This window comes from Pseudomonas sp. GD03858 (assembly GCF_029840925.1).
GTDB lineage: Bacteria > Pseudomonadota > Gammaproteobacteria > Pseudomonadales > Pseudomonadaceae > Aquipseudomonas.
Genome location: NZ_JAOCDM010000021.1, coordinates 1 through 26,595, shown reverse-complemented (window position 1 = coordinate 26,595; position 26,595 = coordinate 1). Strand labels below are relative to the sequence as shown.

Here is a 26,595-nt window from a genome sequence, read left to right as displayed (position 1 = left end):
CAGGTCGTGCAGGCCCATAGTCGAACGTCCAGAACAACAAGCAGAGGCGGCCATGACCAAGACCCTGCATCACCGTGCCTGTCACCTGTGCGAGGCCATCTGTGGCCTGAACATCGAAGTCACCCATGAGACCGACGGTCGGGCGCGTATCGGTTCGATCAAGGGCGACCCGCAGGATCCGTTCAGCCGTGGCCATATCTGCCCCAAGGCGGTCGCCCTGCAGGATATCCAGGAAGATCCGGATCGCTTGCGTCAGCCGCATCGGCGCATCGGCGAGCAGTGGCAGGCCATTGGCTGGGACGAGGCCTTCGAGCTTGCCGCCGAGCGCTTGTGGGCAGTTCAGCAAGCCCACGGTCGCGATGCCGTGGCGGTGTACCAGGGCAATCCGAGCGTGCACAACTACGGGCTGATGACCCACAGCAACTACTTCCTCGGCCTGCTGAAGACGCGCAACCGCTTCTCCGCGACTTCCGTGGACCAACTGCCCCAGCACCTGACCAGCCATCTGATGTACGGGCACGGGCTGTTGCTGCCGATCCCCGACATCGACCACACCGGTTTCATGCTTATCCTCGGCGGCAATCCGCTGGCCTCCAACGGCAGCATCATGACCGTGCCGGATGTGGAAAAGCGCCTGAAAGCGCTCAAGGCCAGAGGCGGGCGCCTTGTGGTGGTGGATCCCAGGCGCAGCGAAACGGCCGCCATCGCCGACCTGCATCTGTTCATCCGCCCCGGTGGGGATGCGGCGTTGCTGTGCGGCCTGCTGCATACCTTGTTCGCCGAGGACCTCGCCCGGGGTTCGCACCTGCCGGTCGACGGGCTGGAGCAGGTGCGTGAAGCGCTGCTGCCGTTCGATGCCGAGGCGATGAGCGGGATCTGCGGTATTGCCGCACAGGACATTCGCCAGCTGGCCCGTGATTTTGCCGCTGCCGACAAGGCCGTGTGCTATGGCCGGATGGGGGTGTCGACCCAGGCCTTTGGTTCGCTGTGCCATTGGCTGGTGCAACTGATCAACCTGGTTACCGGCAACCTCGATCGCGAGGGCGGTGCCTTGTGCACGGAACCCGCGGTGGACCTGGTCGCCTCGACCTCCGGTGGACATTTCAACCGCTGGCGCAGTCGGGTCTCGGGGCTGCCGGAGTATGGCGGTGAGCTGCCGGTCTCGGCCTTGGCCGAAGAAGTCCTTGTGCCTGGCGAGGGGCAGGTGCGGGCACTGGTGACCGTCGCTGGCAATCCGGTGTTGTCCACCCCCAACGGGCGGCGTCTGGATCAAGCGCTGGACGGGTTGGACTTCATGCTCAGCATTGACCTGTACATCAACGAGACCACCCGGCATGCCGATCTGATCCTGCCTTCGACATCCGCGCTGGAGAACGATCATTACGACTCCACCTTCAACCTGCTGGCGGTGCGCAATGTCACCCGCTTCAACCGCGCGATCCTGCCCAAGCCCGAGGGTGCGCTGCACGACTGGGAGATTTTCGTCGGGCTGGCGCAGGCTTATGCAAGGCGGGCGCAGGTCGAACTCAAGGCGACCCTGTCACCTGCTCGGATGATCGATTTCGCCCTGCGTAAAGGGGCCTACGGCGATGAGTCGGCCTGGAAACTGTCGGTCGAGACCCTCGATGAGCATCCCCATGGCCTGGATCTCGGGCCACTGCGCCCGAACCTGGCGACGCGCCTGCGCACCGAGCATCGGAAAGTGGCCGCGGCGCCCACGGCCTTGCTGGCGGACCTGCAACGCCTTGCCCGGCAGATGCCGCCGATGCCCGGTCAATTGCTGTTGATCGGTCGCCGCCATGTGCGCAGCAACAACTCGTGGATGCACAACTACCATCGGCTGGTCAAAGGCAAGCCGCGCCATCAGTTGTTGATGCACCCCGACGACTTGCGTCAACGCCAGTTGCAGGATGGCCAGACCGTGCGCATCCGCTCGCGTACCGGCGTACTGGAGGTACAGGTGCAGGCCAGCGACGAAATGATGCCGGGGGTGGTGAGCCTGCCGCATGGCTATGGTCATGGACGTCGAGGCGCGCAACTGCAGATCGCCAGCGCACAGCCTGGGGTGAGTGCCAATGACCTTACCGACGAGCTTCTGCGTGACGATGTCTCGGGCAACGCGGCGCTCAATGGCGTGCCGGTGCAGGTCGAGGCCGCATGAGCGTCGCCAAGGCCGAGCACGCCGCTCGGCTTTCCGATACAATGCGTCACCGTGCCGACGACCACGTCGGAAAGTTCAGCCGAGGTGCTTCATGGATATCATCGATACAATCAAAGAGCAGATTGCCAACAACACCATTCTGCTTTACATGAAAGGTTCGCCGAATGCGCCGCAGTGTGGCTTCTCGGCCAAGGCTTCGCAGGCAGTGATGGGTTGTGGCGAGAAGTTCGCCTATGTCGACATCCTGCAGAACCCGGAAATCCGCGCCAACCTGCCCAAGTACGCCAACTGGCCGACCTTCCCGCAACTGTGGGTGGCCGGTGAGCTGGTCGGCGGCAGCGACATCATGCTGGAAATGTTCGAGAAGGGTGAGCTGCAGACCCTGATCAAGGAAGCGGCCGCCAAGGCCAAGGCTTCCGAGGCCTGATTCCGCGGTTGTCGCCGGAATGCAAAAGCCCCGCATCCGCGGGGCTTTTTGTTGGGCCTTGAAAAAGCATGCCGGCGAGCCGGCGATGCTCTTCGATGAAGAACTTACTCTTCGCCCATCTGCGATTGCAGGTAGTTCTCGATGCCGATCTTGTCGATCAGGCCCAGCTGGGTTTCCAGCCAGTCGATGTGCTCTTCCTCGGACTCGAGGATGTCCTCGAGCAGCTCACGGGAGCCAAAGTCGCCCGAGGTCTCGCAATGGGCAATGGCCGCTTTCAGGTCGGCGTGGCCTTTCTTCTCGAGCTTCAGGTCGCATTCGAGCATTTCCTTGGTGTGCTCGCCGATCAGCAGCTTGCCCAGGTCCTGGACGTTGGGAATGCCTTCGAGGAAGAGAATACGCTTGATCAGCTTGTCAGCGTGCTTCATCTCGTCGATGGATTCCTTGTACTCGTGCTTGCCGAGCTTGTTCAGGCCCCAATCTTCGTACATGCGTGCGTGCAGGAAGTACTGGTTGATCGCGACCAGCTCGTTTCCGAGGATCTTGTTGAGATGCTGGATGACGCTTACGTCGCCTTTCATGATGGGGTCCTGCCCTGTAGAAGTTGAGCCAATGAATTCAAGTCTGAGCCCGACAACTACCTATGTCAAACCTAAGTTGTTGAATAATAAGTGAAATTTAATCGGAATAAGAATGTTTGTGAACCGCGTTATGGCGCTAACTGATTGAATTTCAGGCATAAAAAAACCGGACACAAGGTCCGGTTCTTGGAAATCGGGAAAATCAGGCCGCGTTGAATTCAACGGGGTAGGGCAGTGCCGCCTGCTGGCTGACCTGCAACTCGGTGAGCGTTTCACGCACCACCTGCTTGGCGAGGCAGGCGCACTTGCCGCATTGGCTGGCAACATTGGTGGCGGCTCGAACTTCCTTGTAACTGCAGCATCCTTCGTAGATCGCATCGCGAATCTGTCCGTCGGTGACACCGACACAAAGACACACATACATAAAGGCTGACCATCACGGGTTGAGTCGATGGGTTGGAGATTAATGGTAATGAGAATGCTTGTCAAAACACTTTGTGTAAGCCCCGCCCTTGAGCGACCGGCGGTTGGAATTCGGCCTGTCACGCAAAGCTGTGTATGATGGTCGGCCTTTGCTGATTCCGGGGGAAAGCATTCTCCCGGGCAAGGTTCTTCACCCCTCATCAGGAGAAATCGAATGAGCGTACTCGTTGGCAAAAAAGCCCCTGACTTCACCGTTCCAGCTGTGCTGGGCAACGGCGAGATCGTCGACAGCTTCAACCTGGCCTCGGCCATCAAAGGCAAGTACGGCCTGGTGTTCTTCTACCCGCTGGACTTCACCTTCGTCTGCCCGTCCGAGCTGATCGCCCTGGACAACCGCATCCCTGACTTCCAGGCACGCAACGTGGAAGTGATCGGCGTGTCGATCGACTCGCACTTCACCCACAACGCCTGGCGCAACACGCCGGTCAACAGTGGCGGCATCGGTCAGGTCAAGTACACCCTGGCTGCCGACATGACTCACGAAATCTGCAAGGCCTACGACGTCGAGTCCGAAGGCGGCGTGGCCTTCCGTGGCGCCTTCCTGATCGACACCAACGGTGTCGTGCGTTCGCAGATCGTCAACGACCTGCCGCTGGGTCGCAACATGGACGAGCTGCTGCGTCTGGTCGACGCCCTGCAATTCCACGAAGAGCACGGCGAAGTCTGCCCTGCCAACTGGAAAAAAGGCGACAAGGGCATGAACGCTTCGCCGGAAGGCGTTGCCGCCTACCTGAGCGAGAACGCTGGCAAGCTGTAATTGCCAAGCGCATAAAAAAACCGGCCCTGGTGGCCGGTTTTTTTTGCTTCAAGCTTCAAGCGGCAAGAAAGAAGCAAAGTACTTGCGGCCTGCTTTTCCTTGTCGCTTGAAGCTTGTGGCTTGCAGCTCAATCGTTGAAATCGCGCCAGCCGCCCATTTCTTTCCAGCGGTTGACGATGCCGCAGAACAGCTCGGCCGTCTTTTCGGTGTCGTAGCGCGCCGAGTGCGCTTCCTTGCCGTCGAAATCGATGTCCGCGCTCTGACAGGCCCGTGCCAGCACCGTCTGGCCATAGGCGAGGCCGGCGAGGGTGGCGGTGTCGAAGCTGGAGAACGGATGGAACGGATTGCGCTTGATATCGTTGCGCGCCACGGCCGCATTGAGGAAACCCAGGTCGAAGCTGCTGTTGTGCCCGACCAGAATCGCTCGCTTGCAGCCGTTGGCCTTCAGTGCCTTGCGCACGCCGCGGAAGATATCGGTCAGCGCGCTTTCCTCGCTCACCGCCATGCGCAGCGGGTGGTCCAGCTTGATGCCGGTGAACTCCAGCGCAGCCTGTTCGATGTTCGCGCCTTCGAACGGCTCGACCCGATAGAAGTAGGTGTGCTCGGGGAACAGGAAACCCTTTTCATCCATGCCGATGGTCACCGCGGCGATTTCCAGCAGGGCGTCGGTGGCGCTGTTGAAACCACCGGTCTCGACGTCCACCACAACCGGCAGGTAACCGCGGAAGCGCTCGGCCATCGGGTGGCGCGAGCCGCTGCTGACCGAACTGTCCTGGTCGTCTTCGTACATATCTTCGCTCACGCGTTGTCCTCCAGCAGGCGCCAGCGCAGCTTCTCGCCGGCACGCAGCGGAATCACGGTGTTGTCGCCAAACGGCAGGCTGTCCGGCGCGGTCCATTCTTCGCGCACCAGGGTGATGGTGTCGGTGTTGCGCGGCAGGCCGTAGAAGTCCGGACCGTGCTTGCTGGCAAAGCCTTCGAGCTTGTCCAGCGCGTTGCGCTGCTCGAACGCCTCGGCGTACATCTCGATGGCGGCATACGCGGTGTAGCAACCGGCGCAGCCGCAGGCGGCTTCCTTGGCATGCTTGGCATGCGGCGCCGAGTCGGTGCCAAGGAAGAACTTCGCGTTGCCACTGGTGGCGGCATCCAGCAGTGCCACCTGGTGGGTGTTGCGCTTGAGGATCGGCAGGCAGTAGAAGTGCGGGCGGATACCGCCGACCAGCATGTGGTTGCGGTTGTACAGCAGGTGCTGGGCGGTGATGGTCGCCCCGACGTTGGTCGGCGCCTCGCTGACGAACTGCGCGGCGTCGCTGGTGGTGATGTGCTCGAATACCACTTTCAGGGTCGGGAAGCGTTCCACCAGGCGGCGCATGTGCTCGTCGATGAAGCGCTTCTCGCGGTCGAACACGTCGATCTCGCTGCGCGTGACTTCACCGTGGACCAGCAACGGCATGCCCGTCTCGGCCAGGGCCTCGATCGCCGGGAAGATATTGTCGATGCTGGTCACGCCCGAATCGGAGTTGGTGGTGGCCCCGGCCGGGTAGAGCTTGGCGGCGTACACGATCCCGCTGGCCTTGGCGGCACGCACGTCGTCGGCGCTGGTGCGGTCGGTAAGGTAGAGCACCATCAGCGGCTCGAAGCGGCTGCCAGCGGGGCGTGCGGCAAGGATGCGCTCGCGGTAGGCCGCGGCCTCGACGGCGTTGCGCACCGGCGGAACCAGGTTGGGCATGATGATGGCGCGGGCGAAGGTGCGCGCCACGTCACCGACGGTATGTGGCAGGACGGCACCATCGCGCAGATGGATGTGCCAGTCGTCGGGGCGCAGGAGGGTCAGGCGATCGGACATTGGGGATTCCAGGCGGGTCGAACTCAGAAGCCAATGCTACCGGAAAACCCCTGTTCGAGCACGGCTATCAAGTTTTCTCGCGGGCGTCCGATAGCGTTCAGGTAAGCCGTCAGAATCTGTGGAGCCGCCCGTGCGCCAGCGTTACCTAGCCCTGTTCACCCTTGTCGCCAGCCTGCCGGCCGGGGCGCTGACCTTCCAGACTCGCGTGGAGAACGTCGCCTGGAAAGTCGAGGGTGACCAGTTCGAGTGTCGCCTGGTCCAGCCGATCGATGGCTTTGGCAGCGGCGAGTTCGTGCGCCGCGCGGGAGAGCAGCCGACCTTCCAGCTGCGTTCGGCCAGCAACGTCCTGGGCGCCGGCCCCGCCACCTTGCTTGCCGCCGCGGCGCCCTGGCAGCCGGGGCGAGGGGATGTCAACCTCGGTTCGGTGCAGATGGCCCGCACGGGGGTGCTGTTCACCTCCAGCCAGGGCCAGGCCAGCCGCCTGATCAACGGACTGCTCGACGGGCGCAGCACGGTGGTGCGCAATTACCGCGGTGAAGGTGGCCGTCCCATGGAGGTGCATGTGATGCCGGTCAGCTTCGCCAAGGCCTATAGCGATTATCAGCTGTGCGCGGCCAAGCTGCTGCCGATGAACTATGACCAGATTCGCCAGACTCAGGTTGGCTTTCCAGGCGGCGGGATCGAACTGGACAGTTCGGCGCGGGCTCGTCTGGATCTGATTCTCGACTACCTGAAGGCCGACCCGACGGTCAATCACATCGAACTGAACGGCCATTCCGACAACAGCGGCAACCGCCTGACCAATCGCGACACGTCGCGCCGGCGCGCATTGGCCGTGGCCGAGTACTTCACGGCCCATGGCGTGCCGGAGGCGCAGATTACCGTGCGCTTCCATGGCGAGCGCTATCCCGTCGCCAAGAACAATACGGCCGCCAACCGCGCGCGCAATCGTCGGGTGAACATTCAGCTCGATCGAGTGGCTGCGATCGAGAAACCGGTCGAGAAGCTGCCTGCCCCCACGGTGCCTGCGCCCTCGCCAGCAGCCCCTGCCACAGGCACCGCTCAGCCGGCTCCTGCCATCAAGTCCTGAGTGCGACCGCTGGTCGCGCCCTCGACAGTTCCTGTCGCTTTGTCGTCACAAGCTGTCGCCCCATTGTAAATTTTTCGGCAAGGCCGGTAGAATCATCGGCTTTCCGTACAACCCCGTGGAGTGATGGCATGGCGGACGTAAAAAAGGTCGTATTGGCGTATTCCGGCGGCCTTGATACTTCGGTGATTCTCAAGTGGCTGCAGGACACCTACAACTGCGAAGTGGTGACCTTCACCGCTGACCTGGGTCAGGGCGAGGAGGTCGAGCCGGCCCGTGCCAAGGCTCAGGCGATGGGCGTGAAAGAGATCTACATCGACGACCTGCGCGAAGAATTCGTGCGTGATTTCGTGTTCCCGATGTTCCGCGCCAACACCGTCTATGAAGGTGAGTACCTGCTGGGTACCTCCATCGCTCGTCCGCTGATCGCCAAGCGCCTGATCGAGATCGCCAACGAAACTGGCGCTGACGCCATTTCCCACGGTGCGACCGGCAAGGGTAACGACCAGGTGCGTTTCGAACTGGGTGCCTACGCGCTCAAGCCGGGTGTCAAGGTCATCGCCCCATGGCGCGAGTGGGACCTGCTGTCCCGCGAGAAACTGATGGACTACGCCGAGAAGCACGGTATCCCGATCGAGCGCCACGGCAAGAAGAAATCGCCCTACTCGATGGACGCCAACCTGCTGCACATCTCCTACGAAGGCGGTGTCCTGGAAGATACCTGGACCGAGCACGAGGAAGACATGTGGCGTTGGAGCGTCTCGCCGGAGAACGCCCCTGACCAGGCCACCTACATCGAGCTGACCTATCGCAACGGCGATATCGTCGCCATCGACGGTGTCGAGAAGACTCCGGCTACCGTACTGGCCGATCTCAACCGCATCGGCGGCGCCAACGGCATCGGCCGTCTGGATATCGTCGAGAACCGTTACGTGGGCATGAAGTCGCGCGGCTGCTACGAGACCCCGGGCGGTACCATCATGCTCAAGGCGCACCGTGCCATCGAGTCGATCACCCTGGACCGCGAAGTCGCTCACCTGAAGGATGAGCTGATGCCGAAGTACGCCAGCCTGATCTACACCGGCTACTGGTGGAGCCCGGAGCGCCTGATGCTGCAACAGATGATCGACGCTTCGCAGGTCAACGTGAACGGCGTCGTTCGCCTGAAACTGTACAAGGGCAACGTGACCGTTGTCGGTCGCAAGTCGGACGATTCTCTGTTCGATGCCAACATCGCGACCTTCGAGGAAGATGGTGGTGCCTACAACCAGGCTGACGCCGCCGGCTTCATCAAGCTCAACGCTCTGCGCATGCGCATTGCGGCGAACAAGGGGCGTTCGCTGCTCTGAGTTCGGTCACAGAAAGAACCCGGCTGCGGCCGGGTTTTTTTTGCCTGTGATTCAGCGTGCCTGATCGGTGGCGAATGGCACCTCGGAATCCTCGCCCATGGGGCCTGCCGAAAGATGGATGCACGCACGCGTGTCGAGGTTGTACAAGGTCCAGTGTCGGGCCGTGGCTTGGGGGGTCTCGATCATTCGCAGTATGTGGTTCTCGATCATCCTGCGGCTGTCCGGGCCTGAGATGGCGATGATGATGCTGCCATCCTGCTCGGTGGGTATCTCGGCTGCCGAGGCTCGAGGGGGGTGGTGTTCTTCTGTTGTCGAGGCCGGGTTCGCATGCAGCGCAGTGGGGCCTGAACAGGTCTGGGCGGGTTCGTGCTTGTCGGGGGCGAACAGCGAGCCTGCATTGAAATTGAGTGTCAGGAAGAACAGCACGGTCAGGAAGAACGGGAATACCACCAGAAACCATGTATAGATGATCTGGCTGTCATCGCTCAGGAATGGCAGCGACGCCAGTGCCGAAGCTTCGATTACGCCGGCGAATACAGCGATGAGGGTGAGTGGACTGATGGATTCTTGGCTCATGGTGAGTGCCCGGGCATGCTTTGCTCATCAGTAACCTGTTTGCGTGGCTGGGATAACGGTGCGGTTTTTCCAAGGTTGGAAACTTGATCCTCCTTGGTTCGGCAGTACTCAATATCTTGTGCTCGGAGTTGAATTTTCCTGCACGAAGAGTAAGTCACCAGTACTTGGATCCCATGAGGGGGCCTGTTAATTTTCCGGTCGTTGTGAAAGAGCATGAGCTTATTGTTTTTTGGGCAACAGGCTTGTGTAGGAATAGTCCTTAAAGTTCGTAGTCCATTTCTTTCGGTGGTTCAGCCAGGGAAACCGTTGCATTAATAATCGTTATGTTCGGTTATGGTGGGCTATTGGATTAAAAATAACGTATCAATGGAAATCGCATGAATAAAGTGCTGATCGTGGATGATCACCCGGTCATTCGCCTGGCCGTACGCATGCTGATGGAACGGCATGGCTACGAGGTAGTGGCGGAGAGCGACAACGGTGTGGACGCCTTGCAACTTACGCGGGAGCATCTGCCGGACATCGTCATTCTGGATATCGGGATTCCCAAGCTGGACGGGCTTGAAGTCATTGCGCGAATGACGCTGATAAGCCCCGCAAGCAAGGTGCTGGTGCTGACGTCCCAGGCGCCTGGGCATTTTTCCATGCGCTGCATGCAGGCCGGTGCTGCCGGATATGTGTGCAAACAGCAGGAGTTGACCGAGCTGTTGAGTGCCATCAAGGCAGTGCTTTCCGGGTACAGCTATTTCCCAAACCAGGCGCTGCACAAGGGGCGCTCAGGTGTGGGAGGTGGTACGGAAATCGAGATGGTCGAACGGCTCTCCGGGCGGGAAATGATGGTGTTGCAGCAACTCGCGCGTGGCAAGAGCAACAAGGAAATTGCTGATAGCATGTTCCTCAGCAACAAGACTGTAAGTACCTACAAGACCCGCCTGTTGCTCAAGCTCAACGCACGTTCGCTGGTCGACCTTATCGAGCTTGCGCAACGACACGGGTTGGCCTGAAGGTAAAAAGCCTCCGCTCGGGAGGCTTTTCTACGTTCGCTACAGGTCGTAGTCGAAGTCGGCCAGCTGTTTCTTCAGGCGCCGCTCTTCGAGCATGTTGTCGATGGTACGGCGTTTGCTGAGGTTGGTCTTGGCCGGTTCAGGCTGCGCCTCACCGTCATCGTCCGTCGCCGGGAAGTCTTCGTCGATAGCCAGGTCTTCTTTATCGGTGCTCATGCGTCACTCCAAGCCAAAGGGCCATTGGCCGTCCTTATAGCGGGATTCCCTGAGCGGGTAAAAAAGATTTTTTCAATCGCGATACGTCGGTTTCAACTATTGCCTCAATCGTCCGACGTCTTGTGCCTGTACTCGCACAAGTCTTCGATGCGGCAACTGCCACAGCGTGGTTTGCGGGCCTGGCACACGTAACGGCCATGCAGGATCAGCCAATGGTGGGCATCGAGCAGATAGTCCCTGGGCACGAACTTCAACAGTTTCTTTTCGACTTCCAGCACGGTCTTGCCAGGCGCGATCCCGGTGCGATTGCTTACCCTGAAGATATGCGTATCGACGGCCATGGCCAGTTGTCGGAAGGCTGTGTTGAGCACGACATTGGCGGTCTTGCGGCCAACGCCGGGCAATGCTTCCAGCGCTTCGCGGGTTTGCGGTACCTCGCTGCCGTGCTGCTCGACCAGCAGGCGACAGGTTTCAATGACGTTCTTGGCCTTGCTGTTGTAGAGGCCGATGGTCTTGATGTATTCGCTCAAGCCGTCCACGCCCAAGGCGTGAATGGCTTCTGGCGTATTGGCCACCGGAAACAGTCGGGCAGTGGCCTTGTTGACCCCGACGTCGGTCGCCTGGGCCGAGAGGATGACCGCGATCAGCAGTTCGAATGGGGTGGTGTAGGCCAGCTCGGTCTTTGGATCAGGATTGTCTTCGTGCAGCCTGCGAAAGATCTCCAGGCGTTTGGCAGCATTCATGGGGTCAAAGGCTTCCTTGACGGCGTGGTGGATTGGGCTGGGGACGCAGGTAATTGTACAAGCCCAGCAGCAGGCCGAGCAGTATCAGCGCACCAGGAGCGAGGCGGACGATGTGCAGGCCCAGGTACTCTGCCAGCAGTTGGCGGCACAGGCCCATGGCCAGGCTGGCCGTCAGCAGGGCGCTCAGCCCCGTGAGCAGCGTGCGCCAGCGCTGCTCGTTCGGCAGCAACTGCTCGGTGGCCAGGCAGGTCAGGACCAGCAACGCCGGAAAGTGACCCAGCGCCTGTGCCAGTGGCAAGGCCCAGGCCTGCAAGCCCAGTTGCAGGCAAATCGTGAGCGCGCAAGCCAGTGCCAGGCTCGCGCAGTGGCGCGCCGGGGCTTCGAGGCGATGACGCAGCGGAGTCATCAGCAGCTGATGAACGCTCGTGAGTGCCACTGCGCCGAGGGCGATCGAGAGGGCCTGGGCGAACGTGGCGGTGGCGCCGAGCACGGGGGCCAGGGCGGCGCAGAGCAGCCGGAATCTGTTCATGGTCTCGTCTCGCCAAGCAGAGACGCGCGATGTTCGTCAAAGTAGCGCAGGGCATCCTGAACGGCATCGATCACGGCCCGAGAGGTCACGGTCGCGCCGGCTAACTGGTCGAAGGCGCCATGATCACGCTTGATCGCCCAGCGTGGCTCGGCTGTATCGCCCAGCGCCTTGCCGGTGAACTGATCGAGCCAGTGCAGGGCCGGGTCGACCAGTCGGTTGCCCAGGCCGGGGCTTTCCTGCTGCTCGAGCACCCGTACGCCCAGCAGGCGGCCCTGGATATCGATGGCAATGATTAGCCTGATGGGGGCCGCATAGCCCTGGACACTGCTGTGCAACAGCACGGCGACGGGCAAGCCAGACAGGCTGGCGCGGTAGCCGGCGAGCAGGTGGCTGTGCCGCAGTCTGGCGTCGACCAGGGGGAGGGGCGTGTCCAGCGGCTGGTTGTCATAGCTGCCTTGAGGGAGCGCCGCGAGCCATTGCTGCTGTTGCAGCTGGCGTGTGCCCTCGGCGATCGAGGAGGCGGTCCAGCGTTGCCAGGCCAGGGTCGCGGCGATCGCCAGGCCGACCACCAGCGACAGCAGCAAGGCGCTGCGCCAGCGAGTGTTCATGGCATGGCCTGCTGTCGATGTTCGACCCAGCGATCCAGGGCTGGCGCGGCCAGGTTCATCGACAGGATGGCGAACGCCGTGCCATCGGCATAGCTGCCCCAGGTGCGGATGACATAGATCAGCACGCCGGTGCCGATCCCGAACAGCAGTCGCGCCAGCGGGCGCCGACAGCCGGAGACCGGCTCGGTGGCGATGAAGAAGGCCGCCAGCATGGTCGATCCCGAGAACAGGTGCAGCAGCGGTGAGCCGTTGGAGTCCGAACCGGAGCCGTTCCAGCCCAGCAGGCTGATCAGGCACAGGGCGCCGAGCAGGCCGACCGGCGCATGCCAGCTGAAGACCTTGCGCTGCAACAGGAACAACCCGCCGAGCAGGAAGGCGAGATTCACCCACTCACTGTCACGTCCGCCCACATGGCCGAAGGCCCAATGGCTGGCGAACAATTCGTCGATGGTCAGGCTACGGTTGTGGCGCAGGGTGTCGAGCGCTGTCGGTGTCGCCCAGGCGTCGACCTGCGTGCTGTCGACGAAACTCCGCTGCAGGCTGTCCAGCAGGCCCGGGGTGTCGCCGGGCCAATGATTCATCTGTTGGGGAAAGCTCAGCAGGACGAAGGCATAGCCGACCATGGCCGGGTTGAACGGATTGCGCCCCACGCCGCCGAAGGCTTGCTTGCCCAGGCCGATGGCGACGCTTGCCGCGATGGCCGGCAGCCACCACGGCGCCTGGCTGGGAAGCGCCGCGCCGAGCAGCACAGCGGTCACCAGTGCGCTGCCGTCGCCAAGGGCCTCCATTGCGGGCTGTCGGCGCCAGGCCAGCAGCAGCGCTTCGGTGGTGAGGGCCGCGCCGGCGCACAGCAGCAGATTGATCAGTGTTCCCCAGCCCTGCAACCAGACCAATGCCAGCAAACCTGGGAGGCAGGCCAGCATGACCAGGTTCATGGCGCTGCGCAGGCGAGGGTCGGTCGCGGGCATGGGGTTGTGGCTCTTCAAGAGGCGTACCGGGCGGTTTTCATTGTGCGAACAGTCCGTTGAACCCGGACAGCGCCATGGCCATCAGGCCGGCGCCGATCAGTTCGATAGGCAGCCCGCGCAGTGCCGACGGGATATCGGGGTGCTGGCTACGTGCTCGCAAATCGGCGAACAGTGTCAACGCAAGCCAGAAACCCAGTCCGCCCATCAGGCCCTGGATCAAGGCTTGCCGCAGATCATCGGTGTCGGTCGCGAACTGCAATGACAAGCCTAGCACCACGGCATTGCCCGCCAGGATGCCGGTCAGGCCATCGACAGGCCATTTGGGGCGGGCCTTGCGCAGTATCTGTGGCACTGCCCAGGCCAGTACGGCGATCAGGGGCAGCAGCAGGAACAGGCGCAGGTCCTGGAGCCGTGGTGTCGCGAGTTGGAGCAACACGCCGGCTGGCAAGGCGACCAGGATCAGCAGGGCGCTGCACAGGCCTAGCGCCTGTAGGCGCTTGCGTTCAGGTCGCAGAACCAGGTGGTTGACCAGCGCCGCGCCGACCAGGACCAGGACGTAGTCGCTCATGAGATAGCCGAGAACAGGAGGATGCCTTGATTATCGGGCAGCGGGCGCTGGATGCAAATGCCCCGGCCAGTTGGCCGGGGCAGGTGGGCATTACTTGATGCGTTGACCGGGCTTGGCGCCGCTGTCCGGGCTGAGCAGGTAGATCTCCTCGCCACCAGGGCCGGCGGCCATGACCATGCCTTCGGAGATGCCGAAGCGCATCTTGCGGGGCTTGAGGTTGGCCACCATCATGGTCAGGCGTCCCTCCAGTTGGGACGGTTCAGGGTAGGCCGACTTGATGCCCGAGAACACGTTGCGGCGCTCATCGCCGATGTCCAGGGTCAGGCGCAGCAGCTTGTCGGCGCCTTCGACGGCCTCGGCCTTGACGATCAGCGCCACGCGCAGGTCGACGGCGGCGAAGGTGTCGAACTCGATTTCGGCCGACAGCGGATCCTTGGCCAGTTCGCCGTTGCCGACCGGGGCCTTGGCCTCGGCGGCGAGCAGGTCTTCCTTGCTCGCGGCGACCATGGCCTCGACCTTGCTCGGCTCGATACGGCTCATCAACGCCTTGAACGGGTTGAGCTTGTGGTTTTCCAGGCGCGACAGGTGATCGTTCCAGGTCAGCGGGGCGATGTTGAGGAATGCCTCGGCATCGGCCGCCAGGACCGGCAGCACAGGCTTGAGGAAGACCACCAGCTGGCGGAACAGGTTGATGCCTTGGGCGCAGATGGCCTGTACCTCGTCCTGCTTGCCTTCCTGCTTGGCCAGCGACCATGGAGCTTTGTCGGCGATCCAGGCGTTGGCGCGATCGGCCAGGGCCATGATCTCGCGCATGGCACGGCCAAAGTCGCGACCTTCGTAGGCCTCTGCGATCGAAGGCGCGGCGGCGAGGAAGGCCTCGGTCAGCTCTGGCGCGGCATCGCCGGCAACCATCACGCCGTCGTTGCCCTTGTGAATGAAACCGGCGCAGCGGCTGGCGATGTTGACCACCTTGCCAACCAGGTCGGAGTTGACCTTCTGCACGAAGTCCTCGAGGTTCAGGTCGAGGTCGTCGACGCCACGGCCCAGCTTGGCCGCGTAGTAGTAGCGCAGGTATTCCGGCTGCAGGTGATCCAGATAGGTGCGCGCCTTGATGAAGGTGCCACGCGACTTGGACATCTTCGCGCCATTGACGGTCAGGTAACCGTGCACGTTGACCGCGGTTGGCTTGCGAAAACCCGCGCCTTCGAGCATGGCTGGCCAGAACAGGGCGTGGAAATTGACGATGTCCTTGCCGATGAAGTGGTACAGCTCGGCCTTGGAGTCTGCATTCCAGAACGCGTCGAAGTCGAGCTCCGGGCGGCGCGCGCAGAGGTTCTTGAAGCTGGCCATGTAGCCGATCGGCGCGTCGAGCCAGACATAGAAGTACTTGCCCGGCTCGCCCGGGATCTCGAAGCCGAAGTACGGTGCGTCGCGGGAGATGTCCCACTCCTGCAGGCCCGAGTCCAGCCATTCGGCGAGCTTGTTGGCCACGGCGTCCTGCAGGGTGCCGCTACGGGTCCACTGCTGCAGCATGGCCTGGAAGTCCGGCAGCTTGAAGAAGAAGTGCTGAGAGTCGCGCAGCACCGGGGTGGCGCCGGAGATCGCCGACTTGGGGTTCTTCAGTTCGGTGGGGGCATAGGTGGCGCCGCATTTTTCGCAGTTGTCGCCATACTGGTCTTCGGCCGCGCACTTGGGGCAGGTTCCCTTGATGAAGCGGTCGGCCAGGAACATGCCCTTTTCGGGATCGTAGTACTGGGTCACGGAACGGGTGGCGATGTGCCCGGCGTCGCGCAGGCGGGTGTAGATCATTCCCGACAGCTCGCGGTTCTCCTCGCTATGCGTGGAGTGGAAATTGTCGAAGTCGACCAGGAAGTCGGCGAAGTCGCCGCTGTGCTCGGCCTGGACGTTGGCGATCAGCTGTTCCGGAGTGATGCCTTCCTTCTCGGCGCGCAGCATGATGGCCGAGCCGTGGGCGTCGTCGGCGCAGACGTAGATGCACTGGTGGCCACGCATCTTCTGGAAGCGCACCCACATGTCCGTCTGGATGTACTCCAGCATATGGCCAAGGTGGATCGATCCATTGGCATAGGGCAGGGCGCTGGTGACGAGAATCTGGCGTGGCTCGGACATGGTGGCTCGGCTACTTATCTGGCTACGGGTAAAAATGAGGGTGATCGGCCACTATAAAGGGCTGGGAAATATATTTCACCCCAGCGACGCATCGACTGACGATTGACGGGTTAGCATAGGCGCCTGTTCCGTATTCAGTCTGCCAATGGGAGCCTCCATGAGTGCCGTTACCCGCGCCGCCGTCGAAGGCGTGCTTCGCCAGTACACCGACCCCTACCTGAACCTGGACCCGGTCAGCGCCGGTTGTGTGCGCGCCATCGATATCCAGGGCGGCCAGGTCAGCGTGCAGTTGCAGCTGGGATATGCCGCAGGCCTGTTCAAGGGGGGCTGGGCGCAGGTGCTGCAGACCGCCATCGAGCACCTCGATGGGGTCGCCGCGGCCAGCGTCAGCATCGACTGCGTGATCGCCACCCACAAGGCCCAGGCCCAGGTGCCGGCCATGGCCAACGTGAAGAACGTCATTGCCGTGGCCTCGGGCAAGGGCGGTGTGGGCAAGTCGACCACCGCCGCCAACCTGGCCCTGGCCCTGGCCCGTGAAGGTGCGCGGGTCGGCATCCTCGATGCCGACATCTACGGCCCCAGCCAGGGCGTGATGTTCGGCATCGCCGAGGGCACCCGCCCACAGGTGCGCGAGCAGAAGTGGTTCGTGCCGATCAAGGCTCATGGCGTCGAAGTCATGTCCATGGCCTTCCTCACCGATGACAACACGCCGATGGTCTGGCGCGGGCCGATGGTCTCGGGCGCATTGCTGCAACTGGTGACCCAGACCGCCTGGGATGATCTCGACTACCTGGTGATCGACATGCCGCCGGGTACCGGTGACATCCAGCTGACCCTGGCGCAGAAAGTGCCGGTGGCGGGCTCGGTGATCGTCACCACGCCTCAGGACCTGGCATTGCTGGACGCCAAGAAGGGCGTGGAAATGTTCCGCAAGGTCAATATCCCGGTGCTGGGCGTGGTGGAGAACATGGCGGTGCACATCTGCTCCAATTGCGGCCACGCCGAGCACCTGTTCGGCGAAGGTGGAGGCGAGAAGCTGGCGGCGCAGTACGGGGTCGAGTTGCTGGCCTCGCTGCCGTTGTCGATGCTGATCCGCGAGCAGGCCGACAGCGGCAAGCCAACCGCCATCGCCGAGCCGGAAAGCCAGATCGCCATGGTCTACCAGGAGCTGGCGCGGCAGGTGGGCGCGCGTATCGTGCTGCAGGAAGCGGCGGCGCCGGCGATGCCGAGCATTACCATCAGCGAGGATTGAACCTCGCCAGGCGTGGGCCCTGAGAGGCGTGGGAGCGGGCTTGCCCCGCGATGATGATTACCTGGGTTGGCGCCATCGCGGGGCAAGCCCGCTCCCACGAACAGGCGCGCCGGCAAAACCATCGATGTTTCAGGCACAAAAAAACCCGCCAATGGCGGGTTTTTTTTGAAAGCGAGGAAGCGAGATCGACTTAGGCGATCTGAACTTCTTCAGCCTGCATGCCTTTCTGGCCGCGGGTAGCGACGAAAGTAACAGCCTGGCCTTCTTTCAGGGTCTTGAAGCCGTCAGCTTGGATGGCTTTGAAGTGCACGAACAGGTCGTCGCCCGACTGAGGGGTGATGAAGCCGTAGCCCTTCTCATCGTTGAACCACTTGACAACACCGGATTGACGGTTGGACATGTTTCTGTCTCCTTGGACAAAGTTGATTACGGTCAGGAAAAACCCTGGCCGGGACTGAGCGCAAAGAGAGCAGAAAATTCAGCGATGGGCCGATGAGTATCGTGCATCAAACTAGAGATTCTCGGTGTCACGTGCAGCACAGTGGCGCCACCTTAACCCACTTTCCACGGCCTGCCAATGGCCAAGAAGCGCTTTGATGAATTTCGGATCGGCGGCCAGCGCAGCCCCCGTCTGGCGTGGGATGGACAACGAAACTTTAACCCGGACGCCGGGACCGGTAAGATGCGCATCTCGTTTTTCACCTTGCACTCTTCAGGACACCCCGCCATGAGCATCAAATCGGACAAGTGGATTCGCCGCATGGCGCAGGAACACGGCATGATCGAACCGTTCGTCGAGCGCCAGGTGCGTGGCGAGCAGGACAGCCGGGTCATCTCCTTCGGCGTGTCCAGCTACGGCTACGACGTGCGTTGCGCCGACGAATTCAAGGTGTTCACCAACATCAATTCGGCCACCGTCGACCCGAAGAACTTCGACGCCGGCAGCTTCGTCGACATCAAGAGCGACGTCTGCATCATTCCGCCGAACTCCTTCGCCCTGGCCCGCACCGTCGAATACTTCCGCATTCCACGCGACGTGCTGACCATCTGCCTGGGCAAGAGCACCTATGCCCGTTGCGGCATCATCGTCAACGTCACCCCGCTCGAGCCCGAGTGGGAAGGCCACGTGACCCTGGAGTTCTCCAACACCACCACGCTACCAGCGAAGATCTATGCCAATGAAGGCGTGGCGCAGATGCTGTTCCTGCAGTCCGACGAGGAATGCGAAGTGTCCTACAAGGACCGTGGTGGCAAGTACCAGGGCCAGCGCGGCGTCACGCTGCCACGTACCTGAGCCGACAAAACGCGGGAATTGTTTCCGCGCTCGGCACTCCAACGAGTTAACAGTCCCGGCGTGCATGACGCATGCCGGCTCTCGTTCAGGAGCCGCCCATGAAACTCGACCCCGCAATCAGCGCCAAGCTGGCCGTCCTGCAGCCGAACCAGATCGGCTTGCCGGTCTGGTCGCTGCTGGCGCACCCGCCGATCCACACGCCGCTGCCGATGCGCGCGGGCGGCGTGCCGCATCAACCTGACCCCGACACCCCGCAGCCTCCCGAGCCGGGCGAACGCCCGCCCATGGAGCCGGGCGAACCGACCTTGCCCGACGAGCCGCCACCCGCTCCGGTCGCCTGACCGCCCTGATTCAGTTGCCCAGCAGGTAGCCGCTGCGGCAGACCTGCTCGCCGGCGACATGGGCGACCACCATGCCTGCCGTGGCCATGCGCCGGATACTGCGGGCATAGAGCAATCCGGCCTGGGTATTGTGCAGCGCTGTGACGCGATCGCTGATCGGATCGATCACCTCGGCGATCAATTGCCCGGCTTCCAGGTACTGCCCAGGTTTCGCGTGGAACACCAGCACCCCGCCCAGAGGTGTCGTGACAGGCTCCACGGCGGCGAGCGGCGTGGCGGGATAGCGCAGTGGCGGAAGCGCCGACGGCTGGCCTTCGATGACGCCAGCGTGGCCGAGGAAGTCGAGGATCGCCTGGCAGTCGTGTGTCGCCAGGGCATGACTGACATCGGCCTGACCACGCAGCTCGACGGTCACCGAGAAACTGCCCAGCGGGATCGGATAACGCTTGCCGAAGCGCTGCTGCAACTGCCACCAGACCAGGCTGAAGCACTCATCGAACGACTGCCCGCCCGAATCGGTGGCCAGCAGGCTGGCCTGGACGCCCAGGTAGCGTGCCAGAGGCTCGACCTGGGGCCAGGCTTCCGGGGTGGTGTAGAGGTGTTCGACGGCTTCGAAGTCGCAATGCAGGTCGAGCACCATGTCGGCGTCGCAGGCCAGGCGCTGCAGGGTCAGGCGCTGGGACTGCAGGGGCGTGTGCGCCGGATGGGCATCCAGGCCACGACGCAGGTACTCGCGGATCAGTGCCACGTTGTGCGCCGGGTCCTGGGTCAGGTGCCCTTCGATCTGATCACCGATGCTGTCCGACAGGTCGACGAAGCGGCGATTGAAGTTCTCGCCGCTTTGCAATTCGAAGCGCCCCAGCGGGGCGTCCAGCAGCACCTGCTCCAGGCCGACCGGGTTGGCCACCGGAACCAGGATGATTTCCCGACGCAGGCGACCCTGCTGTTCCAGCTCCACGAGGCGCTGCTTGAGGTGCCAGGCCACCAGCATGCCCGGGAGCTCGTCGGCATGCAGCGAGGCCTGGATATACACTTTGCCGCCGCCACGAGGGCCGAAGTGAAAACTGTGTAGCTGGCGGCTGATGCCTGGGACGGGGGACAGCAGTTCATGGGTCGAGTGGTGCATGGTGATCCTGATGGAGGCGGTCTGCGACAGGGGCCGGGATCAAGAATAGAAGCACAACTTCGTAACGGGCGCACCTGTCGTCCACGTGGCAGGCGCAGGATTGCGGGTGCCGCGAAGGGGCTGTGCGACAGCCCCAGGGACCGCTCTCTCAGGACAGGCTCACCTTCCAGACACCCGCCTTGCCTTGTTCGATACCGATTTTTTCCAGTCTTTCGACATTCAATCGCCGGCCTTCATGCATCAGGTAGGGCGAGGCGTGGAAGTGACCCCAGGTGGTGTCTGCATCGGCTGGCGTCAGCTCCTGTGGGGCGTAGGCGATTTCCAGCAGCGTTGGCGAGCCGTTGGCCGGTGCCGAACAATCGCCAGCGGAAATCATGCGATACGGGGCGGTTTCGTTGCCGACCCACAGTTGGGCGTTGATGGTGGTGCCGGCGGGCACGGTCAGAGACTCGGGCCAGGAAATTTCCATTTTCAGGGTTTCGTTGCTCATATTACGCATCCTTGTCGATCAGAGAACGCCGCGCAGCTCGCTGGACCTGTGCGGCGGGTAAGGATGCTAGGCCGTTCCGTGCTCCGTTGATCAGCAGGAAGTATTCACCTCAGCGGCCGGGTGTAAGCGTCAAGCGCTGGTTGCCATAGGCGCGGGCGAAATTCTGCGGTTGCAGTGGCAGGCTCATGAAGCGCCCCTTGAACCAGGCGTCCAGCCCGTCGGCGTGGTGGCGGCTGGCCGGGTTGCCGGATTGACCGCTGCTGGTCAGTACCTGCAGCGGTTCGGCCTGGCCAAAATCGACGATCATCCGTGCCGAGGCCGGCAGTTGGGTCTCGAAGCCGCTACCCCAAGCGTACGGGGTCAGCGCCACGGTGCTGAAGTCACCGCCTGCCGCCAGGGGCGAACGCTCGAGGCGGTCGCCCAGGCCGTGATAGGCCGGCGCCGGCCAACGGTACTGGTGCAGCTTGCCCCATTGCCAGGCACGACGATCGGCGCCGAGCCTGGCGGTGCCGGTGTCGACCACGGCGGCGAGGCTGCGGGCAAGGATGGCTGCCTTGTCTTCTTTCTGCGCGGTGGTGCGATCATCCCAGAATGGGCTGTCGTCGCGCCCCAGCAGATGATCGGCCTGGGCAGAGTAGGAGCGCTGGGCGTTACCGGTGAACGCCTGCCACGCCGGGCTGGATTCCGGGCCAAGCTCGTCGAGGAAGGTCTGCCGGGTAACCTCTTGCAGGAACAGTTCATACAGTGCGGCATCGGCTGACACCGGGCTCAGCCGGCCGTCGAAGGCCTTGAGTCGGGCCAGCGCATCGCGGGCCTTGTCGCGCTGGGCGGCGGGCAAGGTGTCGATGGCCTGCTTGAGCGGCTGGGCCATGCCGGGGGCCTCGAACATCTGCTTGAGCTTGGTCGCCAGCAGAGTGACCTGATCGTTCTGCATGGCCATCAGGCTGCGGCTGTCGTGACGGCCGTTCCCGGCCAGCTGGGCCAGGCGCTCGGCGCGCTCGGGATAGTACCAGCTGCTCGACAGCTGCATGCCGTAGCCTTTGGGCAGGCTGCGCTGGTTGGCGTGGCCGATGAAACCGGCTGGCGGGTCCTGATCGTAGGGGTGCAGCATGGCATCGGCGTAGCCATCCCAGTCGTAGCGCCCGTCCCAGCCCGGCGAGGGCAGCAGGCCCTGGCCTTCGCGGCGGTTGGGATAGCGGCCGCTGACCTGCCAGCCGATGTGCCCAGGCTCGGCGAACACGAAGTTGAGGGCCGCCGCGCCGACTTCCCGGGTGCTGTCGAAGGCCCGTTCGATATTGCTGGCACGGGTCAGGTCGAACAGCGCGTCGAGGCTGCGATCGCCCTTGGACTGCGGCAGTTGCAAGGCCAGCGCAAGGCTGCCGTGGCCGGGCAACAGGCTGCCGTGACGGGTGTCGTACATCACTTCGCGCTGGGGACGCTGGCCGCGGACGAAGAACGTCTCGTTGCGCGCGCGGGCCTGCTGCCATTTGCCGTCGACGAGGTAGGTCAGCTGGCTGCCCTGGCGACGGACCTGCTCGAGGAACAGGTCCTGGTTGTCGGCCATCACCGCGCTGGCGCTCCAGGCCAGCTTGCCGTTGTAGCCGGCCAGCACGATCGGCAGGCCCGGCAGGGACAGGCCTGCGACCTGGTACTTGCCGGTATGGATCTGCACCGGGCTCAGTGCCCAGGTGGCGCGGCTGTCGCTGGCCAGCAGGCTCTTGCCGCTACGGCTGCGCTGGGGCGCCAGGGCCAGGTTGGCGGACCCCGGGCTGCCGAGCACGCCGAGGTCGGCCAACTGCTGGCCGGCGGCGGCCAATGCGGCCAGGCCCGGTAACTGGCTGGCCAGGTTCAGGCCCTTGAGCTTGTCCGCCTCGGCCTCGGCCAATGGCTCGTCGGGCGCGCCGGGCAACAGCCAGGCCAGTTTGTCGATGCCGACTTTCTGCGCCAGGGTCAGCGCCGAAAGTTCCTCCTGCAGGTTCACCGACTGGCTGAAGGCATAGAGGCTGAAAATCAGCGCCGAATCCTCGGGCTTCCAGTACTCCGGGCGGTAGCCGCTGCGGGCAAGTTCCGCTGGCAGCTTGTCGCGATAGCGGAACAGGTAGGCGTTGACCCCGCGAGCATAGACCTCGAAGAAGCGCTTCAGGCGCGGCGAGGCGTCGGCGTAGAGCTGGCCGGCGCTCTGCTTGAGGTTGGCGGCGCGCATCAGGCGATCCATCTCCAGGGCATCGGCCCCGGCCAGTTCGGCCAGGCGTCCCTGGGCCAGCAGGCGCATGGCGACCATCTGTTCGATGCGGTCCGCGGCGTGCAGGTAGCCGAGGCTGAACAGCGCGTCGTGGAAGTTGCCGCTCTCGATCAGCGGCGCGCCCATGGCGTTGCGTCGGACCGAGACGTTCTGCGCCAGGCCTTTGAGCGGTTGCACGCCGGTGCTCGGCAGGACGCTGTCCTGGTAGCCACCCATCTGGCAGCCGCCCAGCGCGAGCAGGCCAAGCAACGTGGCAGCTTTGCCGAGGCGGAGAGGGAAGGGCGGAAGGACGGGGGCGGCCATGGCTAGGCTCCTGCAGGGCGTGGCGGGGTTCTGAAAGGCGCTAAGGTAGTGAGCGCGCGGTCGCCGTGCAAGGTGCCGGGAGGCTTTATTTACGAATGGTCGGCAGCGGCAAGCCGCAAGCTTCAAGCCTCGAGAGAGAAGCGCACGTTGCGCCGATCTGTTCTTGCTTGCAGCTTGCAGCTTGCAGCTTATCTGCTGCGCTTCAAGCGCCGTGGCACTTCTTGAATTTCTTCTCGCTGCCGCACGGGCAAGGGTCGTTGCGCCCGACGTCCTTCAGGGCGTTGCGCACCGGCTCCTGGTGGCCGTGGTTGCAGTGCGGGCCGTGCACATGGCCGTGGTCGTGGTGGTGGTCGTGACCGTGGTCGCAGTCGGGGCCATGGACATGGGGTTGCTGGGTCATTGCGGGGTTACTCCGGTTGAAGATCACCGGGGATTATCTCACCCCTGCGCGACAAGTGCAGGTCCCGGTAGACGATCAGCCCCGTGGCCAGCTCGCCGCGTAGCTGATAGTCAAGCGGCTGCCCGCTCTTGAGCAGTTTCGCGAGCGGCTTGAGGTGTTGCCAGAGGTTGGTCCGCGCGGTGATCTTGAAGGTGCGCCGGGCATGGCCGCCGACACTGCGCCACAGGCTGACTTCGTCCCGGGCCAGCAGCAGGTCGCCCAGCGTTATCGAATAGACGAGGTTGCGGATGAACAGGCGGCTGTCGTTGGGGTTGTCGACGCGCAGGTGAAGGACGAATTCCTGCTGGTGCAGGCGCAGCTTCACCGGTTCCACTTTCACCAGGTGTACCTGGGGCTCCTGCCAGCTGTCGCTTCCCCAGCTCACGCAACCCGTCAGCCAGCCCAGCAGCAGGCTGAGCGAGAGCAGGCGGGCCAGGGGCGACATGCTCAGCTACCCAGGTAACTGGCGCAGCATTTCTTGAATTTCTGCCCGCTGGCGCAGGGGCAGGGATCGTTGCGCCCGCTCTTGAGCGGCACGGTCGGATCGATGAAGTACCAGCGTCCGGCGTGCTGGACGAACGCCGAGCGTTCACGGTGCTGATGATCGCCTTCCAGGTCGTGCCAGCGTGCGGTGAAGGTGACGAAGGCGTGTTCGGGCTGCCCGCCCAAGACCTCGGCGCTTTCCACCTCGAGCCCCAGCCAGGTGCTCTGCGCGCTCCAGGCCGCCATGCCGGCGCGATCCAGGTCGGCCTGCTGGGCGGGCAGGGTGGTGGCCACCAGATAATCCACCAGGCCCAGCACGTAGGCGCTGTAGCGCGAGCGCATGAGGGTCTGGGCGTCTGGCGCCGCAGTACCGCTGTGATAATGCCCGCAGCAGGCGTCGAGCAGGTTGCCGCTGCCGCATGGGCAGACCGAGACACTCATTGAATCACCACCAGTACTTGCCGAAATTTTCAGGGTTGGCCCAGAACCTGGCATTGAGCCAGTCCGGGACCTGCTTGTAGTCATGCAGATCATAGGTGAACAGGCTCAGTACCTGATCACCGCGCTGGAATTTCTCGCTGGCCGAGAGCGCCAGAGAGTAGAAGTCGGTGTCTTGCCAGCCGCAGGCGCTCAGGTCCGCCAGCACCGCGACGCGGCTGGCGTTGAGGTTGCGGATGCCGCCCAGCAGCTCCAGGCCGGTGCGCTTGGGCAGGTGCTCCAGGCAATCGACCAGCACTGCCAGGTCGAAGCGCCGGGCGGCCTGTTCGGGCGCTAGCGGGCCGGGGATGGCTACTTCGATCCTGGCCTCGGGATGGGCGGCGGCGAAGGCCTCCAGGGCCGGGAAGCGGCTGCCCACCAACAGCAGGTGGCGTGGAGTGAAGCGCTCGAGTAGCGCGGCCAGCGCCTGCTGTGGCGTGCGTTGTGAAAAAGCGTTGGTCATTGCCATTCCTCGTACAGGTCGCTCAAGACTAGCGGTCCCAGGCGATCGGGCAAAGAGGCGCGTCGCCACGTCGTGGCTTATTGCTGGCAGAGCGGTAATCGCCGGTCTTTACTCCCAGAGCATCGGTTTTGCACCGATTCCCCTAGGAGAAGCAACAAGATGAGCATAGTACGCACAGCGTTACCCCTGGTTCTGCTCACCAGTGTGTTGACTGGTTGTGCAGGTTTGCAGAAAACCGACTGGCCGAAATGTGCTGCCGTCGGGGGCGTGGGCGGCGCGGCCCTTGGTGCCATCGAGAGTTCCAGCTGGGCTGGCTGGGGCGCCTTGCTCGGTGGCGGCCTGGCGGCCGGCTACTGCTGGGCCCATGGCGATGGCGACGAAGACGGCGATGGCGTGCCGGACAGCCGCGACAAATGCCCTGGCACACCGCGCGGTGTCCAGGTCGACGCCAATGGCTGCCCGCCGGAGCCGGTGGCGGTGGTCGAGGAGGTCGTGGTGCAGAAGGAAGAAGTCATCGTCATCCGTGACGTGCACTTCGAGTTCGATTCGGCGCGCCTGACCGCGGCGGACAAGGAACGCCTCAATACCATTGCCACGCGCCTCAAGCAGGAAGCGCCGAGCGCCCGCCTGAGTGTCAGCGGCCACACCGACAGCGTCGGCTCGGACAGCTACAACCAGAAGCTCTCCGAGCGCCGGGCCCAGTCGGTGACCAACTACCTGGTCGAGAGCGGCGTGCCGCGCGCCAGCTTCGTGTCGGTCGTAGGGGCGGGCGAGACGCAGCCAGTCGCTGACAACGCCACTGCCGATGGTCGTGCCATGAACCGCCGTACCGAGATCAAGATCCAACGCTGACCGTTGTACGCCCGCGCCTTGAGAAGTGGCGCGGGCGCGTCTTTACTCCTGAGTGACCGGTAGCGGCCGGTGACACAGGAGCATGCACCATGAGTGTTTTGTCGAAGGCGGCACTGCCGCTGGTGGTGGCCACGAGCCTGCTGGCAGGCTGCGCCACCCACAGCGATGGCAGCGCGCCCCTCAATCAACGGACCTGGCCCATCTGCAGTCTGCTCGGCGGACTGGTCGGTGGTGGCCTGGGCGCCATCGAAAGTTCCAGCTGGGCGGCCGGTGCGGGCGTTCTGGGAGCCATCACCGGTGGCCTGATCTGCTATGCCCAGGACGGCGACGAGGATGGCGATGGCGTCTTCGACCGCCGCGACCGTTGCCCGGATACCCCGGCTGGCACCCAGGTCGATCATATGGGTTGCCCGTTGCCGCAGTATCCGTCGTCCGCGCCGCAGCCGGAGCCGGCGGCGACGCCCGAGGTGATCACCCTCGATGACCAGGGGCAGGTGCTGTTCGCCTTCGACTCCGCCGAGCTCACCTCTGGCGCGCAGCAGCGTCTGCAAGGCCTGCTGCCCAAGCTCAACGACCCTAGCGTGGCCAGTGTCAAGGTCATCGGCTTCACCGACAGCGTGGGTTCGGACAACTATAACCAGCGCTTGTCCGAGCGCCGTGCCAGCGGTGTTGCCGAGTACCTGATCAGCCAGGGGCTGGCACCGAGCAAGGTGACCAGCCAAGGGCGTGGCGAGAGCGAGCCGGTAGCGGACAATGACTCCGACGAGGGCCGTGCGCGCAACCGACGGGTGGAACTACACCTGA

General features: G+C 63.3%; 31 protein-coding genes. 11 read left to right on the top strand and 20 right to left on the bottom strand.

Features of this window, described 5'->3' with window-relative positions; genetic code table 11:
- Window positions 1–52 precede the first annotated feature (52 nt).
- Both N5D48_RS08575 and grxD read left to right on the top strand, forming a co-directional pair.
- Window positions 53–2,161: a molybdopterin oxidoreductase family protein gene (locus tag N5D48_RS08575; RefSeq protein ID WP_279883068.1), complete on the top strand. Its 2,109-nt coding sequence runs from the start codon at window positions 53–55 to the stop codon at window positions 2,159–2,161.
- Window positions 2,162–2,252: 91 nt separating this feature from the next.
- Window positions 2,253–2,588 (top strand): Grx4 family monothiol glutaredoxin, encoded by a 336-nt coding sequence (gene grxD / locus N5D48_RS08570; RefSeq protein ID WP_016713741.1) that lies wholly within the window; start codon window positions 2,253–2,255, stop codon window positions 2,586–2,588.
- 104 nt (window positions 2,589–2,692) lie between these two features.
- Here grxD and bfr read toward each other — a convergent pair whose 3' ends face one another.
- Both bfr and N5D48_RS08560 read right to left on the bottom strand, forming a co-directional pair.
- Window positions 2,693–3,166, bottom strand: a complete 474-nt coding sequence (gene bfr / locus N5D48_RS08565; protein WP_279883064.1) for a bacterioferritin — start codon at window positions 3,164–3,166, stop codon at window positions 2,693–2,695.
- A gap of 202 nt (window positions 3,167–3,368) precedes the next feature.
- Complete coding sequence (locus N5D48_RS08560) at window positions 3,369–3,590, bottom strand: bacterioferritin-associated ferredoxin (protein WP_279808082.1); 222 nt, start codon at window positions 3,588–3,590, stop codon at window positions 3,369–3,371.
- A gap of 213 nt (window positions 3,591–3,803) precedes the next feature.
- On the opposite strand from N5D48_RS08560, the gene N5D48_RS08555 reads away from it, so the two are divergent.
- Window positions 3,804–4,406 carry a peroxiredoxin gene (locus N5D48_RS08555; protein ID WP_279808083.1) on the top strand — a complete coding sequence of 201 codons (603 nt, stop codon included), beginning with the start codon at window positions 3,804–3,806 and terminating at the stop codon, window positions 4,404–4,406.
- Window positions 4,407–4,533: 127 nt separating this feature from the next.
- Here N5D48_RS08555 and rnt read toward each other — a convergent pair whose 3' ends face one another.
- Both rnt and pyrC read right to left on the bottom strand, forming a co-directional pair.
- Window positions 4,534–5,208 (bottom strand): ribonuclease T, encoded by a 675-nt coding sequence (rnt, locus tag N5D48_RS08550; RefSeq protein WP_279883062.1) that lies wholly within the window; start codon window positions 5,206–5,208, stop codon window positions 4,534–4,536.
- Window positions 5,205–6,251: a dihydroorotase gene (gene pyrC, locus N5D48_RS08545; protein WP_279883060.1), complete on the bottom strand. Its 1,047-nt coding sequence runs from the start codon at window positions 6,249–6,251 to the stop codon at window positions 5,205–5,207. Before pyrC ends, rnt begins: the two co-directional genes overlap by 4 nt.
- A gap of 130 nt (window positions 6,252–6,381) precedes the next feature.
- Here pyrC and N5D48_RS08540 point away from each other — a divergent pair, with 130 nt between their 5' ends.
- Window positions 6,382–7,341, top strand: coding sequence for an OmpA family protein (locus N5D48_RS08540; RefSeq protein ID WP_279883058.1), 960 nt, complete (start codon window positions 6,382–6,384; stop codon window positions 7,339–7,341).
- Window positions 7,342–7,469: 128 nt separating this feature from the next.
- Window positions 7,470–8,687: an argininosuccinate synthase gene (locus tag N5D48_RS08535; protein WP_013973956.1), complete on the top strand. Its 1,218-nt coding sequence runs from the start codon at window positions 7,470–7,472 to the stop codon at window positions 8,685–8,687.
- Between the two features lie 51 nt (window positions 8,688–8,738).
- Here the strand turns inward: N5D48_RS08535 and N5D48_RS08530 are convergent, their stop codons facing one another.
- Window positions 8,739–9,263, bottom strand: coding sequence for a hypothetical protein (locus N5D48_RS08530; protein ID WP_279883055.1), 525 nt, complete (start codon window positions 9,261–9,263; stop codon window positions 8,739–8,741).
- A 377-nt stretch (window positions 9,264–9,640) separates the two neighbouring features.
- Here N5D48_RS08530 and N5D48_RS08525 point away from each other — a divergent pair, with 377 nt between their 5' ends.
- Window positions 9,641–10,267 carry a response regulator transcription factor gene (locus N5D48_RS08525; RefSeq protein ID WP_279808088.1) on the top strand — a complete coding sequence of 209 codons (627 nt, stop codon included), beginning with the start codon at window positions 9,641–9,643 and terminating at the stop codon, window positions 10,265–10,267.
- A 39-nt stretch (window positions 10,268–10,306) separates the two neighbouring features.
- Here N5D48_RS08525 and N5D48_RS08520 read toward each other — a convergent pair whose 3' ends face one another.
- From N5D48_RS08520 to metG, 7 genes are all read right to left on the bottom strand, one after another.
- Window positions 10,307–10,483: a hypothetical protein gene (locus N5D48_RS08520; protein WP_279883053.1), complete on the bottom strand. Its 177-nt coding sequence runs from the start codon at window positions 10,481–10,483 to the stop codon at window positions 10,307–10,309.
- Between the two features lie 104 nt (window positions 10,484–10,587).
- Window positions 10,588–11,226: an endonuclease III gene (gene nth / locus N5D48_RS08515; RefSeq protein ID WP_279883051.1), complete on the bottom strand. Its 639-nt coding sequence runs from the start codon at window positions 11,224–11,226 to the stop codon at window positions 10,588–10,590.
- A gap of 4 nt (window positions 11,227–11,230) precedes the next feature.
- Window positions 11,231–11,755 carry an Rnf-Nqr domain containing protein gene (locus tag N5D48_RS08510; RefSeq protein ID WP_279883049.1) on the bottom strand — a complete coding sequence of 175 codons (525 nt, stop codon included), beginning with the start codon at window positions 11,753–11,755 and terminating at the stop codon, window positions 11,231–11,233.
- Window positions 11,752–12,363 (bottom strand): RnfABCDGE type electron transport complex subunit G, encoded by a 612-nt coding sequence (locus N5D48_RS08505; RefSeq protein ID WP_279883047.1) that lies wholly within the window; start codon window positions 12,361–12,363, stop codon window positions 11,752–11,754. Before N5D48_RS08505 ends, N5D48_RS08510 begins: the two co-directional genes overlap by 4 nt.
- On the bottom strand, window positions 12,360–13,331 hold the full coding sequence (locus N5D48_RS08500; RefSeq protein WP_279883045.1) for an RnfABCDGE type electron transport complex subunit D: 972 nt from the start codon (window positions 13,329–13,331) through the stop codon (window positions 12,360–12,362). Before N5D48_RS08500 ends, N5D48_RS08505 begins: the two co-directional genes overlap by 4 nt.
- Window positions 13,332–13,368: 37 nt before the next feature.
- Window positions 13,369–13,899, bottom strand: coding sequence for an Rnf-Nqr domain containing protein (locus N5D48_RS08495; protein ID WP_279883043.1), 531 nt, complete (start codon window positions 13,897–13,899; stop codon window positions 13,369–13,371).
- A 90-nt stretch (window positions 13,900–13,989) separates the two neighbouring features.
- A complete protein-coding gene (gene metG / locus N5D48_RS08490) occupies window positions 13,990–16,029 on the bottom strand; it encodes a methionine--tRNA ligase (RefSeq protein ID WP_279883041.1) in 2,040 nt (679 codons plus the stop codon).
- A gap of 157 nt (window positions 16,030–16,186) precedes the next feature.
- On the opposite strand from metG, the gene apbC reads away from it, so the two are divergent.
- Window positions 16,187–17,281 (top strand): iron-sulfur cluster carrier protein ApbC, encoded by a 1,095-nt coding sequence (gene apbC / locus N5D48_RS08485; RefSeq protein ID WP_279883039.1) that lies wholly within the window; start codon window positions 16,187–16,189, stop codon window positions 17,279–17,281.
- A 190-nt stretch (window positions 17,282–17,471) separates the two neighbouring features.
- On the opposite strand, the gene N5D48_RS08480 is transcribed toward apbC, so the two are convergent.
- Entirely contained in the window at window positions 17,472–17,681 is a 210-nt protein-coding gene (locus N5D48_RS08480; RefSeq protein WP_003254922.1) for a cold-shock protein, read from the bottom strand.
- Window positions 17,682–18,008: 327 nt separating this feature from the next.
- On the opposite strand from N5D48_RS08480, the gene dcd reads away from it, so the two are divergent.
- Window positions 18,009–18,575: a dCTP deaminase gene (gene dcd / locus N5D48_RS08475; protein ID WP_003258001.1), complete on the top strand. Its 567-nt coding sequence runs from the start codon at window positions 18,009–18,011 to the stop codon at window positions 18,573–18,575.
- A gap of 98 nt (window positions 18,576–18,673) precedes the next feature.
- On the top strand, window positions 18,674–18,916 hold the full coding sequence (locus N5D48_RS08470; RefSeq protein ID WP_279883037.1) for a hypothetical protein: 243 nt from the start codon (window positions 18,674–18,676) through the stop codon (window positions 18,914–18,916).
- Window positions 18,917–18,926: 10 nt separating this feature from the next.
- Here N5D48_RS08470 and N5D48_RS08465 read toward each other — a convergent pair whose 3' ends face one another.
- The 7 genes from N5D48_RS08465 to N5D48_RS08435 form a co-directional block, all read right to left on the bottom strand.
- Window positions 18,927–20,042, bottom strand: coding sequence for a M14 family metallopeptidase (locus N5D48_RS08465; RefSeq protein WP_279883035.1), 1,116 nt, complete (start codon window positions 20,040–20,042; stop codon window positions 18,927–18,929).
- Between the two features lie 148 nt (window positions 20,043–20,190).
- A complete protein-coding gene (locus N5D48_RS08460) occupies window positions 20,191–20,532 on the bottom strand; it encodes a hypothetical protein (RefSeq protein ID WP_279883033.1) in 342 nt (113 codons plus the stop codon).
- Window positions 20,533–20,641: 109 nt separating this feature from the next.
- The gene (locus N5D48_RS08455; RefSeq protein WP_279883031.1) at window positions 20,642–23,077 is read right to left on the bottom strand and encodes a penicillin acylase family protein; all 2,436 of its coding nucleotides are present in this window, start codon (window positions 23,075–23,077) and stop codon (window positions 20,642–20,644) included.
- 202 nt (window positions 23,078–23,279) lie between these two features.
- Entirely contained in the window at window positions 23,280–23,477 is a 198-nt protein-coding gene (locus N5D48_RS08450) for an SEC-C metal-binding domain-containing protein (RefSeq protein ID WP_029613223.1), read from the bottom strand.
- A 7-nt stretch (window positions 23,478–23,484) separates the two neighbouring features.
- Window positions 23,485–23,961: an LEA type 2 family protein gene (locus tag N5D48_RS08445; RefSeq protein ID WP_279883027.1), complete on the bottom strand. Its 477-nt coding sequence runs from the start codon at window positions 23,959–23,961 to the stop codon at window positions 23,485–23,487.
- A gap of 2 nt (window positions 23,962–23,963) precedes the next feature.
- On the bottom strand, window positions 23,964–24,440 hold the full coding sequence (locus tag N5D48_RS08440; protein ID WP_279883025.1) for a YchJ family protein: 477 nt from the start codon (window positions 24,438–24,440) through the stop codon (window positions 23,964–23,966).
- Between the two features lie 4 nt (window positions 24,441–24,444).
- Window positions 24,445–24,939, bottom strand: coding sequence for a DUF6231 family protein (locus tag N5D48_RS08435; protein WP_279883023.1), 495 nt, complete (start codon window positions 24,937–24,939; stop codon window positions 24,445–24,447).
- A 159-nt stretch (window positions 24,940–25,098) separates the two neighbouring features.
- Here N5D48_RS08435 and N5D48_RS08430 point away from each other — a divergent pair, with 159 nt between their 5' ends.
- On the top strand, window positions 25,099–25,791 hold the full coding sequence (locus tag N5D48_RS08430) for an OmpA family protein (RefSeq protein WP_279883021.1): 693 nt from the start codon (window positions 25,099–25,101) through the stop codon (window positions 25,789–25,791).
- Between the two features lie 89 nt (window positions 25,792–25,880).
- Window positions 25,881–26,595, top strand: a 715-nt coding sequence (locus N5D48_RS08425) for an OmpA family protein (protein WP_279883019.1), incomplete at its 3' end; no start/stop codon positions are given.